Origin of the sequence: Agrobacterium cavarae, assembly GCF_004310285.1 — a bacterium.
Taxonomy (GTDB): domain Bacteria; phylum Pseudomonadota; class Alphaproteobacteria; order Rhizobiales; family Rhizobiaceae; genus Agrobacterium; species Agrobacterium cavarae.
The window spans coordinates 164,634-181,064 of sequence record NZ_SISF01000029.1; the positions used below are offsets into that span (position 1 = coordinate 164,634).

Sequence of the window (16,431 nt, forward strand, 5' to 3'; positions counted from 1 at the left end):
CCGGTCATGCTGCACGCAGACGTGGATCGATGACCGCGTAGGCGATGTCGACCAACGTGTTCAGCGTGACGAAGATGAAGGATACGATGCAGAGATAGGCCGCCATGACGGGGATATCGACGAAGGTCACGGCCTGCATGAAGAGCATACCCATTCCCGGCCATTGAAAAACCGTTTCGGTGACGAGCGCAAAGGCGATGAGATTGCCGACCTGCATGGCCGTCAGTGTGACCACTGGCATCAGACAGTTCTTCAACGCATGACGAAACCAGAGTGCGCGTCTTTTGACGCCGCGGGCGCGGGCGAACTTGATGAAATCGGTCCGCAGCGTTTCCAGCATTTCGGCGCGCACCAGACGCATCACCAATGTGATCTGGAAGAGCGACAGCGATAGCGCCGGCAAGACGATGGCCGCCCGCCCCGAGGGGGGCAGGAGCCCGGTGGACCACCAGCCGATGCGCACCACATCGCCGCGACCATAACCCGGCAACCAGCCAAGCGTAACGGAAAAGGTGAGGATCAGCAGGATGCCCACCAGAAAGCTTGGCAGGGAAACGCCGACGATCGATGAGAACTGCAATGCTTCGGCCCACCAGCGCCCGCGACCGATGGCGGTAAAGACGCCAAGCGGTATGCCGATGGCAAGCGACAGGAAGGTGGCGATGAGCACCAGTTCGAACGTCGCCGGGAAACGCTCTGCGATCAGCGTCAGCACGGATTGTTGGTTGCGCCAGGACAGGCCGAATTCGCCCTGCGCTGCGTTGGTGACGAAGCGAACATATTGAACGAGAAATCCGTCATTGAGACCGAGCCTGGCGCGTAGCTCGTCGCGTTCGACCTGGGTGGCGCTTTCATTGACCATGATCTCCACCGGATCGCCAAGGAAACGGAAGATGAGGAAGGCGAAGAAAGCAACCGTGAGCATCACGAGAACGGCATTGCCGATCCGCTTGATGAGGAAGGCGAGCATGACACCCTGTCCTTTGTCGGAAGAAAGAAAGCTGGCCCCCGCGACGGCTTTGCGCGGCGAGGGCCGTCCGCTATTACATTTTCACCAGCCAGAGGCGTGGAAGGTTATCCGAGAAGAGCGGGAAATCCTTGACTTTCGCGCTGGTTGCCCAGGCAAGCGGCTGCTGGTGCAACGGGATCATCAGCGCATGGTCCTTGGCAATCTTCAGGGCATCGGCCGAAAGAGCCAGGCGCTTCGTCCGGTCGAGTTCCACAGCCGAGGCTTCCGTCACTTTGTCGAACTCCTTGTCCGACCATCCACCCCAGTTGAAGATGCCGAAGGAACCTTCCTTGGTGTGGAGAACCTGCGAGGTGAGGCTGTAGGCATCGAGCATCGGCAGTGTTGCCCAACCGAGCGTGTAGACATCGACCTTGCCGGACGAGCGCTTCGGTGTCTGCACGGCGCGAGGCCCCTGGTCGAGCTTTGGCTTGAGGCCGACACGTGACCACATGGAGGCAACCGCCTGACAGACCTGCTCTTCATTCACCAGCGTGTCGGAGCAGTTGAAATCGAATTCGAAGCCTTCTGCACCCGCTTCCTTCAGAAGGGCCTTGGCTTTTTCCGGATCGGCCTTGACCAGCGTGTCGAGTACCGCGTCATAGCCGGGGATCTGCGGCGCGACCAATGTGCCGGCATTGCGCGACTTGCCGCGCATGACGCGTTTTTGGATGAGGTCCAGATCGATCGCAAGCTGCATGGCGTGGCGGACGCGCAGATCCTTCATCGGGTTCGGGGCGCCGGACAGCAGAGTGTCGCGCTGGCTGAAGCCGATCATCACGGTGCGAAGATCGGTTCCTTCCAGAAGCTTCACCTGCGATGCGGCTGCTTCCAGGCGTGGCAGGTCCTGGACCGGCGCCTGATCGGTAAAATCGATATCGCCGGAGAGCAGTGCTGCGACACGGGTTGCGCTGGAGGCAATCGGCGTCAATTCGATCCGGTCGATATTGTGCTCAGGCTTGTCCCACCAGCCATCATATCTCACGAAGACCGTCTTGGCGTCGGGCTGCCGGCTTTCGACCTTGAACGGGCCTGTGCCATTTTCATTATAGGTCGCGTAACCTTCAGTGCCGGAGCCCACATCCGTCGGCGCTTCCGCCTTGTTGTCCTTCAGCCATTTGGCGTTGAAGATGTAGATGGTTGTCAGGTCGTTCAGGAGCAGCGGGTAGTTTGCCGTGACATCGATCTCGATAGTGTGTGGATCAATGACGCGCGAGCCTTTATAGGCTGGAATGTTGCCGCGCAGTGGCGACTTCGGGTCGGTGGCGCGCAAAAGCGAAGCCTGGACATCGTCAGCGGTAAACTCGGCGCCGTTGTGGAATTTGACGCCCTCTCGGAGCTTGAAACGCCATGTGGTGGGCGAGATGATTTCGTATGACGTGGCAAGCGCCGGTTCCAGCTTGAGATCGCGGTTGTAGCGCATCAAGCCTTCATAGGCGTGATTGAGCACGCCGAGCGCGAAACTGTCTCCATAGGAGTATGGGTCGAGGGAGCTGATGTCTCGCGAAGCGCCCCATTTTAGCGTGTTGGCCATGGCGGGCATGGTGAGCGAAAGAAGCGCTAATCCAGTCCCGAACAGTATGCGTTTGCTTATCATTATGAACCCCTTTTATTGAATGCAATCCGCGCAAAATTACGCTTAGTATTGCATACGATTTTCTCAAGTGCGGCCGAGTTTGGCGACATCTAGCATGTCGAGAGGCCGTTCTATGCGGCTTTTGAGGGAGCCTAGGCAACTTCGTATGCAATATCAAGCCAAAAATTGTATGCAATAAAATCGACTGGTTAAAATACAAATTCTGTGCAATATGCCTCTAAAATGTATACGAACAGGGTCTCGCAGCGATGTCCACCAATCTGACCAGAAGCGACGCGATCTACGCCTCGCTCCGTCGCGCCATTCTTGAGCAGGCGTTGAAGCCAGGCACCAAGCTGCCGGAAGATTCGATTGGCGATACCTTCGGCGTCAGCCGCACGAGCGCGCGCAACGCCCTTGTCCGGCTGTCTTCGGATGGGCTTGTCGAGATCAAACCGAACCGCGGCGCTGCCGTCGCCATGCCGACGCTGGAGGAGGCGGTGGAAGTCTTTGCGCTTCGACGGTGCCTGGAGCGAGAGGTGATCGACAGGCTCTGCAAGCGTATGCCGAAGGACGGCATCGATGCCTTGGTCAGCCATGTGCGTGAAGAAGAGCGAGCGTTGCGGGCATCCTCGCCGCGGTCCATCCGATTGGCTGGCGAGTTTCACATTCTGCTGGCGGAGTTGACCGGCTCGAAGCTCTTGATCGAATTCATCATCCAGGTCGTCTCCCGGTCTTCTCTCATCCTTGCGCGTTTCGGCAGGCCGCACTCGGCCGAATGCGGTATCGACGAGCACATTCAGCTGATCGAGGCACTGAAAAACCTCGACGTGAAAGCTGCGACCGACATCATGGATCATCATCTGCATGCGGTCGAAGATCGCGCCAAGGCGGATGACGAGGATGACGGTCCGGATATCAGCGAGATCCTCAGCCGTTACATCTCGGCCTCCGAGTAAGGGCTGTACGGAATGGCGACGAACGAGAACACTCTTTTGCCGCAGAGCACGCATGCCGCGAGGTCGAGTCATGGCATGGTCACGACGCCACATCGCGCTGCAAGCGAAGCGGGTGCCAAGGTGTTGCGGCGGGGCGGCACGGCGATCGAGGCCGTGATTGCGGCGGGGGCGGCACTGACGGTTCTCTATCCGCATTTTTGCGGGCTGGGCGGAGATGCCATCTGGATCGTGGCCGATAGCAAAGGGCGACGCGACGCGATCATGGGGATCGGGCAAGCGGCTGAGGCGCTGCCAAAGCTCGATGTTATCCCGACTCGTGGCCCGCTCTCCACCTTGACGACCGCGGCACTGGTCGACAGTTGGGGTAAGGCGCTTGACTATTCTCGTACGCATTGGGGTGGCAGCGAAAGCTTTGCCAGCCTGCTCGGAGATGCCATAGAATTTGCGGCGGGCGGCTTTCCCGTCAGCCAGTCGCAGGCGCATTGGCATGCGTTTCGCAAAGACGAGATCGATGGATGGCCGGGCGTTTCCCGGTTCTTCGTGAAGGAAGGTGTCCAGCATCAGCCGCAATTGGCCGCTGTTCTGGAAGAGATCGCCCTGCATGGCTACAGGACATTTTACGAGGGCGACGTTGCTGACCGGATTGCGAGCGGGCTTGAGGCGGCCGGCAGCCCGATCAGAAAACGCGATCTGGAAAAGACATTCGCGACACTGGCCGCGCCCCTGTCGCTCGCCTATCGCGATTTCGAGCTTCTGGCCCCACCGCCGCCCAGCCAGGGCATCACGACCCTATCGATCATGGGCATCCTGTCGAACTTCGCAATGCAGGACATCGCTCCGGATACGTCGCAGTTCTATCACCTTTGCGCGGAAGCCATCAAACAGGCCTTTCTGGAGCGGGGCGGTATCGCCGATCCGGCGTTTATCGAGCAGGATTGCGCCGCCCGGCTGGGGCAGGATTTCCTCGCGACCAAGGCCCGGAAGATCGATCGCAATGTCGCCCTGCCTTGGCCCGCACCCTTCCGCAACGGTGACACGGTCTTTCTTGCCGCGACGGATGCACAAGGCCGTTCTGCCAGCGTGCTTCAAAGCACCTATTACGATTGGGGCAGCGGCGTGCTGCTGGAAGATACCGGCATCCTCTGGCAGAACCGCGGCGCGGCATTCAGCACAGACCCCAGGAGCCCCAATGTGATCGCGCCGGGCAAGCGGCCTTTTTACACGCTCAATCCCGGTATCGCGTTGCGCCATGGCAAACCGGCGTTCCTCTACGGCACGCAAGGTGCCGATGGTCAGCCGCAAACGCTGACATTGCTCCTCAGCCGATTGATTGACCACGGCCTTGATCCGCTTTCGGCATTGTCGGCGCCGCGCTTTCTTCTTGGGCGCACCTTTTCAGACAGCCGGGACAATCTCAAGATCGAGCAATCCGTCGGCTCGGACGTGATCGATACGCTTTCAAGCTACGGCCATGGTGTCGTCGCCATTCCAGAACTCAGTGCGCTTGCCGGTCAGGCAGGGGTCATCAAGATTGGCCCAGATGGGTGGATCGATGGTGCGCATGATCCGCGCAGCGACGGTTGCGCAGTCGGAGTATAAGCAAGACATGCGGGCCGATTTCCTTCTGCGAAACGTTCAGACGGCCAACCAGCCCGGCGTCATCGATATCGCCATTCGCGACGGTCTGATTGTCGATATGCGCCACGATATTCGTTGCGACGCCGTCGAGGAGGAGGATTTCGGCGGCCGGTTTGCTTTCGCCGGCTTCGCCGATAGTCACGTCCATCTGGACAAGGCCTGCATTCTGAAGCGCTGCACGATCTGTGAAGGCACGTTGGAGGAGGCCGTGCGGGAAACAGCGAAGGCCAAGGCGGGCTTTACGCAGGAGGATGTGTTCGAGCGGGCAAGCTCAGTCGTGCGCCAAGCCATCATGCATGGCACGAACCGCATGCGAACCTTTGTCGAGATCGACCCTCGCGCGGGGATGCGGTCGTTCGAGGCGATCAAGCGGGTACGCGAACATTATGCCTACGCCATCGATACCCAGATTTGCGCTTTCGCGCAGGAAGGATTGACGCAGGAGCCCGAGACGGAAGCCATGCTCGATGAAGCACTTCGCACCGGCGCGGACCTCGTTGGCGGATGTCCCTATACTGATCCTCGCCCGGAAGAGCATGTGCGTCGCATCTTCGATCTCGCAAGAAAGCATGATGTCGATGTCGACTTCCATCTGGATTTCAGCCTCAACCCCGCCAAGACGGATCTTCCGGCGGTGATTGCCGCAACCAAGGCCAACGCCTATGCAGGCCGCGTCACGATAGGCCATGTCACCAATCTCTCCGCTCTTGCTCCTGAGGATCGCTCCGTTGTTGCCCGCCAAATTGGCGAGGCTGGCATCGCGCTGGTCGTTCTGCCGGCGACGGATCTTTTTCTCATGGGGCGGGGGCAAACGACAAATATTCCGCGTGGTATCACACCGGCTCATCTCCTTTCGGCAGATGGCGTCCGCACCGCGGTAGCCACCAACAATGTGCTCAACCCATTCACGCCTTTCGGCGATGGCTCGCTTGGGCGGATGGCCAATCTCTATGCCAATCTGATGCAGCTTTCGCGGGATGATGATGTCGACCAAGTCTTTGCCATGGTCAGCTCCAGGGCCGCTTCTATTATGGGCGTAGATCATCAATTACGGATTGGGGGTCCCGCCGATATCGTCATTCTGGACGCTGACGATCCTCGTCATGCTGTCCGCTCGGTGGCACCTGCGATTGCGGGCTGGAAGGCAGGACGAAGAACCTTCGTTCGTCCAAAGCCCATCATTTTCGACCCGGCATCATCCCGTTTATAGGTACAGACCCTAGGCCGCTTTGGTGTGTCATCATGAATCCGACTGGCGGCATCCATCGGCCTCGGCTAAACCGAATTGAGTGTTCGTGGAGGCAGCCTTGAGCGATTTGGACAGGAAACGGGCGGAGCGGTTGATGCGTGAAGCCGGCCTTGATGCATTGGTTCTTTTCCAGCCGGAAGCGTTTCAATATGCGATCGGGGCGCCCGCGGGTGTCGCCACCATGTGGGGCAGGGCAGGGGCTGCGATCGCACTGGTTCCAAGTGATGCACAGCTTTCGCTTGCGGCGATCGTCAGCGATCATGCGGCACCAGTGGTACTGCAGCGGGCTCCAGACGTTGACGTCCGCACACATCGCATCTGGATCGATGGGGTCGATCTGTCGGGCGTAAACACGGTTTTCGGCATCGATGGCGCGTATCGAGGTTCAGGCGTTGGAGGGCCGAGACCGGAAACCTTCGATCGGGCTGCATGCTTCCATCTCTTGGCCGATCTGTTGCAGGAGAAGGGTCTCCGCCCTGCGAGGATCGGGGTCGATCTCGAATTCATGCCCGCTGCCGATTTCGAGGCTTTGAAAACGTCTATTCCCTCAATCCGCTGGGTCGATGGCTCCCTGGTTTTGAGGCGCCTGCGCGCCATAAAGACGCCCCGTGAAATCGAACGACTCCGGCACGCGGCCATGGCGGCGGAGGCTGGCCTCATGCGCATGATGGAAGCCGTCTCGCTTGGAACTTCGGTCGCAAGCCTCTCTGCAGCGTGGAAAACGGGCGCGCAGGAAGCGGCGGCCACAGGTGGCTTCTCGCTGAGTGGACATTGGGACTACATCTCTGTCGGGCCGGACTTGTCGAATGGCGCTGCGAAGGTGACGCCTGGCGCGTTGATCAAGGCTGATGTCGGCACCCTCGTCGAAGGGTATTCGTCCGATGGCGCGCGCACCGTAACCTACGGTCCGGCATCGCCATTGGCGGACGATATCTTTAAGGCGCTTGAGACAGCATTTCACGCGGGGCTGGATGAGATCACCCCTGGCAAGACCTTCGGCGCGGTGCATGACGCCATGCTTCGCTCAATGCGGCGCGATGGCTTCGGCGAATATTATCGCGGACACTTCGGGCACTCCGTCGGTGGCGGTGTGGGTATTGAAGAATGGCCGTTCTTTTCTTCAGGCAATTCGGAGATCATCGAGGCGGATATGGTCGTCGCATTGGAAGCGCCCTTTTACGGCCAAAACTTTGGAGCGCTGATGATCGAGGATCAGTTCCTGGTCACGCCGAACGGCACGCAATGCATGAACAGCCTGCCGAGAGGTCTGCGCGATCTCAGCACGGGCAGTGTCTGAGCTGGGCGCTCAGACTATCGCTCGAAAGGCTCTCCGAGCGAGGCGACGCCGTTCAGTTTCAGCAACCGTTTGTTGGCGGAAATGATGCCGAGCACGATGATGGTGACGAGATAGGGCAGGCTTGAGAGGAACTGCGACGGCAGTTCCACACCGGTTGCCTGTGCCGCAAGGCTCATCAGCGACACTGCGCCGAACAGGCATGCTCCGAGGAAGATGCGTCCCGTCAGCCATGTGCCGAAGACAACGAGCGCGATCGCGATCCAGCCACGTCCGGCAATCATGCCATCCGCCCAAAGCGGCGTGTAGACCACAGAGGCATAGGCGCCGGCGAAGCCTGCCAGAAGACCGCCGAAGGCGATCGCCGCGACACGCACGCCAATGACAGAATAGCCGATCGCATGTGCCGCTTTCGGATTTTCCCCAACCGCGCGGATCACGAGTCCTGTCTTGCTGAAGGCAAATCCCGCCCAGATGGCAAGTGTCAGGAGAAGCGACAGCCAGACGACGATATCCTGCACAAAAAGACCGCCGATGACGGGAAGATCGGACAGGCCGGGAATGGCAAGTTTCGGCAGTCCCCTGACCGTCAGGCTTTCATAGGTCTTGCCGAAAAGGGCCGAGAGGCCTTGGCCCAGAATGCCGATGGCAAGCCCGGTTGCGACCTGGTTGGCACGAAAGCCAAGCGCAACCAGTGCGAAGATGAGGGACAGCGACACGCTAGCAAAGCCCGCCGCCATGAAAGCCAGCATGTGACCGCCGCCATGATAGACGACGATAAAGGCGATGACGGCGCCGAGCGCCATCATCCCTTCGACACCCAGATTAAGAACGCCTGCGCGTTCGACAACGAGTTCGCCCAGCGCCGCCAGCAGAAAGGGCGTCGCCGCCGCCAGCATGCCGGAGAGGATAAAATCGACCGCGTTCATGCCACTTTCCGATCTGCAGTTTTCGGCCATTCGAGGCGGTAGCGGACGAAGGCGACCGCGATGAGATAGGTGACGAGCAGGCTTCCCTGGAAGACGCGCACTGCGGCAATCGGCAGTTCGGCGGAGACCATGGCGTTGTCACCGCCAATATAGATCACCGCCATGACGAGCGACGACAGGATGATGCCGATCGGATGCAGTCCGCCGAGATAGGCGACGATGATGGCCGCGTAGCCGTAGCCGGTGGAAATCGAGCGTTGCAACTGGCCGATCGGGCCCGCCACTTCTGCCGCTCCCGCAAGACCCGCTGCAAAGCCGCCAATCAGGAGCGAGAGCCAGATGGCGCGGCCCTGACTGAAACCGGCATAGTCGGCCGCGCGCGGGGCAAGGCCGCCGACCTGCAGCTTATAGCCGAGAAAGCTCTTCTGCATGAAGACATAAGCGGCCAGAGAAAAGAGGATGGTGAGCGGAAACGACCAGTTGACCCGGGTGCCCTCGATCAGGGTCGGGACCATGGCGTCATATTGAAACATCACCGATTGCGGGAAGTTGAAGCCGTTTGGATCCTTCCAGGGGCCAAGCAGCAGATAGTTGAGGACCTGTGCGGCAACCAGGCTCAGCATCAAGGACACGAGAATTTCGTTGGCGTTGAGCCGCACCCGCCAGAAAGCGGTAATCGCGGCCCAGAGCGCGCCGCCGATGGCCCCGCAGACAAGCATGGCCGGCCAGATCCAGCCGCCGGTTGCTTCCGGATAATAGATGGGGATTGCTGAGGCGAAGATCGCGCCGAGAATGAACTGTCCTTCGGCGCCGATATTGAACACCTTGGCGCGAAAGCCGATGGCAAGTCCCTGCGCGATCACGAGCAGCGGCCCCATTTTCAAAAGCACTTCGGAGAAGGCTGCCCAGGAGAGGAACGGCTCCAGCAGCATGGCATGGAACACGGCACCAGGGCTTTTACCCATGACGGCGTAAAGCGCGAGATTGATGAGTGTGGCAACCGCGAGCGCCGCAAGCGGTGCCACTATGGTCGCCTTCAGCGAGGCACGTTCGCGCCGAACGAAATGAGGGAAGGCGCTCATGCGGACAGCTTTCCAGCAGCGGGGTTTTCGGTGTGAGTGGCAGCGTCGGCACCAATCATGAAGCGGCCGACATCTTCGACACGCGTTTCAGACGTCACGAGGGACGGGCTGAGCGTACCGGCATTCAGCACCTGGATGCGGTCGCAGATTTCGAAGAGCTCTTCGATTTCCTCGGAGATAACGAGGATCGCCATGCCGGCATTGCGCAACGCGATCAGTCTTTGCCGGATCGCCATGGCGGCACCGATATCCACGCCCCACGTCGGCTGGGCGACGAAGAGCAATTTCGGCCCCAGCATGATCTCTCGGCCAACGATAAATTTCTGCAGATTGCCGCCGGAAAGCGCGCCGGCCTCTGCGTCGGGTCCAGGTGTCCGCACATCGAAATCGCGAATGCAGGTCTCGGCGAACGTCTTGGCACCGGTGTGGTCGATCAGACCGTGCTTCAGCAGGCCGAGCGGATGGGCGGTCAGGAGACCGTTCAAGGTGAGCGAAAGCTCTGGCACCGCACCACGGCCAAGACGATCTTCCGGCACGAAGGCAAAGCCGAGCCTGCGACGGGCAGCGGCATCGAGGCGACCGACATCCTCGCCCATCATGAAGATGCGGTCCTTCGCTTCACGACCCAGCCGCGTTTCGCCTGAAATGATAGACGAGAGTTCCGCTTGCCCATTGCCGGAAATGCCGGCAAGCCCGAGAATTTCTCCTGCCTTCACCTCCAGCGTGACGCGCTTCAGCGGCACAGCAAAGGGATCGTCCGGCTCGTAGTCGAGGCCGATCAGTTCGAGGCGCTTTTCGCCGGTCGCCACAACCGTCGGAGCCTTGATCTCCGGCATGTCGCGCCCGATCATCATACGGGCAAGATCATGGGCATCGTGTTCACGCGGATCCACGTGGCCGGTCACTTTTCCGCCGCGCAGGATGGTGGCGCGGTCGCAGATCGCCCGGATTTCTTCAAGCTTGTGGGAAATGAAGAGGATGGAGACGCCGCGATCTCGCAGGCGCTTCAACGTCTCGAATAGCTTCTCGACCGATTGCGGCGGCAGCACCGAGGTCGGTTCGTCGAGGATGATGAGCTTGGGGTCGGTCATCAGGCAGCGGATGATCTCGACCCGCTGTCGCTCGCCGACCGAGAGCGCATGCACATGGGCCAGCGGATCGACCTCAAGGCCGAAGTCGCGTCCCAATGAGCGCACCCGCTCGACAAGATCACTCTTCTTTCCTGGTACGACGAGCGAGATGTTCTCGACGACCGTCAGCGTCTCGAAAAGGGAGAAATGCTGAAAGACCATGCCGATGCCCTGGCGGCGGGCCTCGGCGGGCGAAGCTAGCCGGATCGGCTCGCCTCGCCATGTCACAGTGCCCTCATCCGGCGTTTCCACACCATAGATCAGCTTCATCAGCGTGGATTTGCCCGCGCCGTTTTCGCCGAGAATGGCGTGGATCGAATGGTCCGCCACGTCCAGATCGATCGCCTGATTGGCGCGGATCTGGCCGTAGCTTTTCGACAGGCCACGCAGCGAAAGTAGGGGTGCCTTCGCCCGTTCACTGTCTGCCGATGCGGGCAGGGTCGTCTCAGCCATGAGGGATCACTTCGGCAGAGGCGTGGTGACGCCCTTGACGTGCCAATCCATGGCCATGATCTCCTTGTCCGTCAGCGTCTTGCCGGCTGCGACGCCTTCCGACCCATCCGCCTTGGTGATGGGGCCGGTAAAGGGCGAGAAGCTGCCATCGGCGATCTTTGCTTCGGTCTCGTTGATTTTCGTCATGGTGTCGGCCGGAACGCTGGGGTTCCAGTCCACGACCTTGACCACTTTGTCCGACATGCCGAGGAAGGCATTCGCGCCCTTGAAAGTGCCGTCCATGTGCGCCTTAACCTGCGCCAGAAAGTAGGGGGACCAGTCGGTCGCAACGCAACCGAGATAGGTCTTCTGCGCGTAGCTCTTCATCGAGGAATTGAGGTTGAAGGCGTAGACGCCGGCTTCCTCGCAGGCGGAGATGACGGATGGTGTGTCCTGCGCGTTGGAGAAGATCACATCGCAACCTTGCGACATCAGCGCCTTGGCGGCTTCCTGTTCCTTTGCTGGATCGAACCAGGAGTTCACCCAGACAACGGAAACTTCGATATCTGGTTTGACGGCCTGGGCACCCAGCGTAAACGCATTGATGGAGGTGATGAGTTCGGGGATGGCGAAGGCCGAGACCGAGCCGAGCTTGCCAGATTTCGTCAGCGCGGCAGCCGCCATGCCCATCAGATAGGTGCCTTGGAAATATTTGGCGGCGAAGGGCGAGAAGTTCGGCGCGACCTGAAAGCCGGACGCGTGCAGCACGCTGACGTCCTTGTTGCGACGAGCGATCTGCAGCGCGCCGTTCTGATAGCCGAAGGAGCCGGCAATCAGGAACTTGTTTCCGTCGGCAACGGTCTTGGTCATGATACGGTCGGCATCGGGACCTTCCGGAATGTTTTCCAGAATGGTGACTTTCACCTTGTCGCCATAGGCCGCTTTGACCGGCTCAAGACCGGCGGCGAGCGCATGGCCCCAGCCCACGTCGCCAATGGGCGAGGGCACGACAAGTGCGATGCCGAGCGGCTTATCAGCTGCGAGTGTGGCACGCGCGCCAACGGCGCTGGCAAGACCGGTGAGTGCGACGCCCTTCAGCAGCGTGCGGCGATTGAGTGCGTTGATCATGATGGTTCCCCTTGTCGGTTGTGTTGTTTCAGAAATCGATGGTGGCGAGCGCCGCTTCTGCGTCGGCGAAAAGTTTTCCTTCATCCAGACCGGTAAATTCGCCCTTTGCCCACACCACACGGCCATTGATCATGGTCATGTCCGCCGGCGCGCCGATGCCGACCTTGGCGATCAGGCTCAAGGGATCATGTCGGGTGCCGACATAATCCATGCGGCGGGTATCGATGGCAAAAAGATCGGCGGCCATGCCCGGTGCAAGCCGACCGATGTCGGTGCGGCCGAGAAGCTGCGCCCCGCCTGTGGTCGCATAGCCGAGGAAGTCTGCGGGTGCAGGCACAGGATGAGCGCGTGTCGAGGCCGCCAGGCATTGCAGCATATAGGCGGAATGGATGCAGTGCATGAGATTGGAATTATCGTTGGAGGCAGCGCCGTCGCAACCGAGACCCACCGGCACGCCGAAGGCGCTCATGGCAGGGATGTCGGTCACTTCCGCGCCGACGAGATAGACCGGCTCAGGGCAGTGGGCCACGCCCGTTCCCGAAGCTGCCATGGTGCGCAACTCGTCGTGGGTCAGTTCCCAGCAATGGGCGTAGAAGGTGTCCGGTCCGGCAAAACCCATCTCGTGCAGATAATCGACAGTGCGCAGCCCGTGGCGGGCAAGGATCACGTCGCTCTCACCCTCACCGACATGGGTGTGGAGCCGGACGCCCTTGTCGCGCGCAAGACGAACAGACTCCACGAAGGTCTCGCGATAGCTGTTGACGGGCTGGCAGGGTGCGACCACCACCTGGCGCATGCTGAAGGGCGAGGTGTCGTGATAGGTCTCGATCAGACGGGCGCAGTCGGCGATGAATTCGTCCGTCGTCTCGCGCATCTCGTCGGGTATGGTCGACCCTTCCGACTTGGGCAGCGAGTTGCCACCGCGACCGGCGTGGAAGCGCATGCCAAACAAATCGGCGGCCTCGAATTGCCGGTCGATCAGCCTTTTACCAGCATGACGCGGGAAATTATACTGATGATCGAAGGCCGTGGTGCAGCCGTGCTTGATCATCTCGGCCATGGCGGTGACGGAGGCGTGATAAAAACAGTCCTCCGTCAGCCGCGAGAAGATCGGGTAGATGCGATCGAGCCACTCGATCACCGAAAGCTTCGTCCAGTCGAGATCGGCGCGGTTGCGCACGAAGCACTGGAAGAAATGGTGATGCGTGTTGACGAGCCCCGGATAAACGAACCAGCCGCTGGCATCGGTGATTTCGGTGCCCTCTGGGATCGGTCCGCTCGCAAGATCCTCGCCGATGGCCTTGATTGCGGGACCGTCCGTCAGGAGATCGACATTGCGGCGTACGGACATGCCGGTGCCGTCATTGACGATCACAGCAGCACAGTTTTTTAAAAGATGTCCGGCCATACGCTTTACGCCTCTGCCGTTTCGGTCAGCGCTGGCGTCTCGTGCGGGTCCGGCTTCAGCTCATGCAGACGGTGGATGCCTGGCATCTCGATAAAGCCTTCCAGCGATCTGATGGCACGCATCCACAGGCGGATGGAGGGGTAAAAATCGAGCGATACCCCGCCATCGGGCGCGAGCGCCACATAGGGGAAGCAGGCGATGTCGGCGACGGTTGCTGTGTTGCCGACAAGGAAAGCCTCTCCCTTCAGCCTTTGCTCGAAGAGGGCGGCTTCCAGTTCCCGAAGCGCAATCACGCCCGAGGCGCGCAAGGTGGCGATATCGCCCGGACGATGCAGCATCTCATGCAAGCGCGCGCCGCCAAGGCTGGCCGTCAGCCGGGCTGAGAAGGAGAGCCACTGTTGAATACGGGCCGCTGTGGAAGGTTCGCCGGTACCAAGCCATGCGGGCGCAGCGTTGCCCGCGATATAGACGAGGATCGCAGAGGATTCCGTCAGGACCAGATCGCCGTCCACCAGGATTGGGATAGAGCCTGCCGGGTTCAGCGCCAGCAACTCCGGCCCGCGATGTTCTCCGCCCGGATGGAAATCGACGGCGCGCAGCGTCAGTTTGAGGCCGGTGAGTGCTGCCATCAGGCGCGCTTTGTAACAGCTTGGCGAGAGGATATAGTCGTAAAGGATCATTGGGCTACCAGCTGTGCGCCATAGGTGAAGTCGTGGCGCTTCAGCCAGCGGCGGTAAGCGACGGAGGTGAGGTCCGCGCGGGTGGGAATTTCCATGCCGGGATCGAGCGGCAGACGGCGCGGGATCTGGTTTTCGAGGATCGAGCGGTCCTGCAGGAAGATCATCTGCTGGAAGTGGATGAGATCAGTCATCGGCGTCTCATCGTCGTATAGCGCCATCCACGGCCACACGTCACAGAGTTCTTCCGTCAGCGGCTGGACGAAAAGCGTGATCACGTCCCATTCGCCAGGCTTCGGTGGGCAGGTCTTGTAGAGCACGGAGCAGGTGGGCGCGGGCACGCGGTACATGTATTCCGTCGTGATGCCGCCGCTGGCCGACTTTGCTGCCTGCGGCTGATAGAATTTCACCTGCGTTGCCCAAACCTCGTCGGCGTCCTCGCGGATTTCGACCTTGTAGTTCTCCACTTCCGTATGGGGCTCGGAGCCAAGAATGTCGGTGTGGACGAAGGGAAAATGAGCGATGTCGAGAAAGTTCTCGACGGCGCGCAGCGGCGAGCAGCGAACCCGGACGACACCGACATCGACCAGGCGACGGCCGGGCTGTTCGGCTTCCGGAATATCGAAGAGCGGTTTTTCAGGCACGCCTAGAGAAGACCAGACGTGACCATATCTTTCTGTTACGGGAAGAGCGCGGCCATCGGCCGTCGCGACCTCGGCCTTACCTTCGCCGTTGCGGGAGACACAGATCGTTTCGCCCATCAGCAACGTCTCTTGCCCGTCGGACAAGAGCCGGCTGATCAAGCCGACAGGATACCATTGGTCGATCATCGCGTCGCGGCTCATGCGGCTTCTCCCCGGTTGGCAGCGGCCTCGGCCTGACGACGCAGTGTTTCCAATGCGGTCGATGCGGCAATTTTCTGTGCTTTGGTCGCGCTGCTGTCGATCAATAGATGAACAAGCAGCGCGCCATCTTCTCCCGAAGGCGCAGTCAGCAGGCGTGCCCTCATTCCGTCGATCGCCCAATCGATGGCGTCCTCTATAAGGTCGGCGCCGATACAGGCAGCAAGCGTTTCGGCTGTCGCTGACAGCGTGATACTGCGCAGCCCGACGAAGCCCTCATTCGAAGGCATGTCGGCCGCGACCTCTTCTGCCGATACCCAAATCACGCCGTCACGCTCGCCAGCCCGATAGGTCGCGACGCGGATTGCCTCAGGCGGCGTCAGGCTGGGATGGGCCGGAATGGCAAGACAGTTGCCGGATTTTCCGTAACGCCAGCCGTGATAGATACAAGACAAGGCTTCGCCACGAACGAAACCATGCGAGAGCCGCATGCCGCGATGTGGACAGCGGTCGGCGACTGCAGAGACAGCGCCGCTTTGAGCGCGCCAAATCGCCAAGGACGCAGTTTTAAGACGAGCGGGAATGACCGATGCCACCGGCAAATCCGTCGACAACGCGACCGGTATCCAGGCGGGGGCAATATTCTGAGGCATTTCAAAGTTCCGAGTGATTTGAGAGGCTTGGCCCCTGCACAAAGAAGGCGTCAGCGGGCAAAACCGCGCGACATGCAGGGCACGTTTGCATAAAATTTTCGCACTTGCAACTGTGGCTGATATTTACGCAAACACTCTTTTTGATGCCTATCACTGCTTTTCCATCACCGGCTGTTTAGACGGTATCGTCTACAGCTTCAGCGCGCTGAATATCCTCCACCCAGACGTTAATGGGTCCCAAGGAGCAGCCCATTTCCATAGCGTCGATCAGCTCTATAGGCCCTGCGAGGATCAGTTCGATGCGTGCCTGGTCGGCATGGGAGATCCGCTGCTCCAAGCCGAGCTTGGCGGCATGGCGGTCGATCCAGGGCAGAAAGCTTTTCGTGTCCAGGCTGCCGAGAATGGTCATGCGTTCCTTACGAATGGCG

Annotated in this window: 15 protein-coding genes; 4 read left to right on the forward strand and 11 right to left on the reverse strand. The window is 60.2% G+C overall.

Annotated features, from left to right (window positions below; translation table 11 throughout):
• Positions 1-4: 4 nt before the first annotated feature.
• Complete coding sequence (locus EYC79_RS10870) at positions 5-970, reverse strand: ABC transporter permease (protein ID WP_130977984.1); 966 nt, start codon at positions 968-970, stop codon at positions 5-7.
• Positions 971-1,043: 73 nt separating this feature from the next.
• A complete protein-coding gene (locus EYC79_RS10875; protein ID WP_130977985.1) occupies positions 1,044-2,603 on the reverse strand; it encodes an ABC transporter substrate-binding protein in 1,560 nt (519 codons plus the stop codon).
• 248 nt (positions 2,604-2,851) lie between these two features.
• Here EYC79_RS10875 and EYC79_RS10880 point away from each other — a divergent pair, with 248 nt between their 5' ends.
• The 4 genes from EYC79_RS10880 to EYC79_RS10895 all read left to right on the forward strand — a co-directional run bounded on the left by EYC79_RS10880 (position 2,852) and on the right by EYC79_RS10895 (position 7,725).
• On the forward strand, positions 2,852-3,541 hold the full coding sequence (locus EYC79_RS10880; RefSeq protein ID WP_062426748.1) for a GntR family transcriptional regulator: 690 nt from the start codon (positions 2,852-2,854) through the stop codon (positions 3,539-3,541).
• Positions 3,542-3,616: 75 nt separating this feature from the next.
• Positions 3,617-5,140 (forward strand): gamma-glutamyltransferase family protein, encoded by a 1,524-nt coding sequence (locus EYC79_RS10885; RefSeq protein ID WP_130977986.1) that lies wholly within the window; start codon positions 3,617-3,619, stop codon positions 5,138-5,140.
• A 7-nt stretch (positions 5,141-5,147) separates the two neighbouring features.
• Positions 5,148-6,389 (forward strand): amidohydrolase family protein, encoded by a 1,242-nt coding sequence (locus EYC79_RS10890; protein ID WP_130978090.1) that lies wholly within the window; start codon positions 5,148-5,150, stop codon positions 6,387-6,389.
• A 97-nt stretch (positions 6,390-6,486) separates the two neighbouring features.
• Positions 6,487-7,725 carry a M24 family metallopeptidase gene (locus EYC79_RS10895; protein WP_130977987.1) on the forward strand — a complete coding sequence of 413 codons (1,239 nt, stop codon included), beginning with the start codon at positions 6,487-6,489 and terminating at the stop codon, positions 7,723-7,725.
• Positions 7,726-7,739: 14 nt separating this feature from the next.
• On the opposite strand, the gene EYC79_RS10900 is transcribed toward EYC79_RS10895, so the two are convergent.
• From EYC79_RS10900 to EYC79_RS10940, 9 genes are all read right to left on the reverse strand, one after another.
• Positions 7,740-8,651, reverse strand: a complete 912-nt coding sequence (locus EYC79_RS10900) for an ABC transporter permease (protein ID WP_130977988.1) — start codon at positions 8,649-8,651, stop codon at positions 7,740-7,742.
• Entirely contained in the window at positions 8,648-9,733 is a 1,086-nt protein-coding gene (locus EYC79_RS10905; protein ID WP_130977989.1) for an ABC transporter permease, read from the reverse strand. The genes EYC79_RS10900 and EYC79_RS10905 overlap by 4 nt, the downstream gene beginning before the upstream one ends.
• Positions 9,730-11,316: an ABC transporter ATP-binding protein gene (locus EYC79_RS10910; protein WP_130977990.1), complete on the reverse strand. Its 1,587-nt coding sequence runs from the start codon at positions 11,314-11,316 to the stop codon at positions 9,730-9,732. Before EYC79_RS10910 ends, EYC79_RS10905 begins: the two co-directional genes overlap by 4 nt.
• Before the next feature lie 6 nt (positions 11,317-11,322).
• On the reverse strand, positions 11,323-12,420 hold the full coding sequence (locus EYC79_RS10915) for a BMP family ABC transporter substrate-binding protein (RefSeq protein WP_416334227.1): 1,098 nt from the start codon (positions 12,418-12,420) through the stop codon (positions 11,323-11,325).
• A 31-nt stretch (positions 12,421-12,451) separates the two neighbouring features.
• The gene (locus EYC79_RS10920) at positions 12,452-13,831 is read right to left on the reverse strand and encodes an amidohydrolase (RefSeq protein ID WP_130977991.1); all 1,380 of its coding nucleotides are present in this window, start codon (positions 13,829-13,831) and stop codon (positions 12,452-12,454) included.
• 5 nt (positions 13,832-13,836) lie between these two features.
• Positions 13,837-14,511 (reverse strand): glutathione S-transferase family protein, encoded by a 675-nt coding sequence (locus tag EYC79_RS10925; protein WP_130977992.1) that lies wholly within the window; start codon positions 14,509-14,511, stop codon positions 13,837-13,839.
• Positions 14,508-15,353, reverse strand: coding sequence for an aromatic ring-hydroxylating oxygenase subunit alpha (locus tag EYC79_RS10930; protein ID WP_130977993.1), 846 nt, complete (start codon positions 15,351-15,353; stop codon positions 14,508-14,510). The genes EYC79_RS10925 and EYC79_RS10930 overlap by 4 nt, the downstream gene beginning before the upstream one ends.
• Entirely contained in the window at positions 15,350-16,003 is a 654-nt protein-coding gene (locus tag EYC79_RS10935; protein WP_130977994.1) for a Rieske (2Fe-2S) protein, read from the reverse strand. Before EYC79_RS10935 ends, EYC79_RS10930 begins: the two co-directional genes overlap by 4 nt.
• 175 nt (positions 16,004-16,178) lie before the next feature.
• The gene (locus tag EYC79_RS10940) at positions 16,179-16,412 is read right to left on the reverse strand and encodes an acylphosphatase (RefSeq protein ID WP_062426968.1); all 234 of its coding nucleotides are present in this window, start codon (positions 16,410-16,412) and stop codon (positions 16,179-16,181) included.
• Positions 16,413-16,431 lie beyond the last annotated feature (19 nt).

Excerpts from the sequence above, each read along its gene's own strand:
- EYC79_RS10870 (WP_130977984.1), bottom strand. The coding sequence starts at position 970 with ATGCTCGCCTTCCTCATCAAGCGGATCGGCAATGCCGTTCTCGTGATG.
- EYC79_RS10875 (WP_130977985.1), bottom strand. The coding sequence starts at position 2,603 with ATGATAAGCAAACGCATACTGTTCGGGACTGGATTAGCGCTTCTTTCG.
- EYC79_RS10880 (WP_062426748.1), top strand. The coding sequence starts at position 2,852 with ATGTCCACCAATCTGACCAGAAGCGACGCGATCTACGCCTCGCTCCGT.
- EYC79_RS10885 (WP_130977986.1), top strand. The coding sequence starts at position 3,617 with ATGGTCACGACGCCACATCGCGCTGCAAGCGAAGCGGGTGCCAAGGTG.
- EYC79_RS10890 (WP_130978090.1), top strand. The coding sequence starts at position 5,148 with ATGCGGGCCGATTTCCTTCTGCGAAACGTTCAGACGGCCAACCAGCCC.
- EYC79_RS10900 (WP_130977988.1), bottom strand. The coding sequence starts at position 8,651 with ATGAACGCGGTCGATTTTATCCTCTCCGGCATGCTGGCGGCGGCGACG.
- EYC79_RS10905 (WP_130977989.1), bottom strand. The coding sequence starts at position 9,733 with ATGAGCGCCTTCCCTCATTTCGTTCGGCGCGAACGTGCCTCGCTGAAG.
- EYC79_RS10910 (WP_130977990.1), bottom strand. The coding sequence starts at position 11,316 with ATGGCTGAGACGACCCTGCCCGCATCGGCAGACAGTGAACGGGCGAAG.
- EYC79_RS10920 (WP_130977991.1), bottom strand. The coding sequence starts at position 13,831 with ATGGCCGGACATCTTTTAAAAAACTGTGCTGCTGTGATCGTCAATGAC.
- EYC79_RS10925 (WP_130977992.1), bottom strand. The coding sequence starts at position 14,511 with ATGATCCTTTACGACTATATCCTCTCGCCAAGCTGTTACAAAGCGCGC.
- EYC79_RS10930 (WP_130977993.1), bottom strand. The coding sequence starts at position 15,353 with ATGAGCCGCGACGCGATGATCGACCAATGGTATCCTGTCGGCTTGATC.
- EYC79_RS10935 (WP_130977994.1), bottom strand. The coding sequence starts at position 16,003 with ATGCCTCAGAATATTGCCCCCGCCTGGATACCGGTCGCGTTGTCGACG.
- EYC79_RS10940 (WP_062426968.1), bottom strand. The coding sequence starts at position 16,412 with ATGACCATTCTCGGCAGCCTGGACACGAAAAGCTTTCTGCCCTGGATC.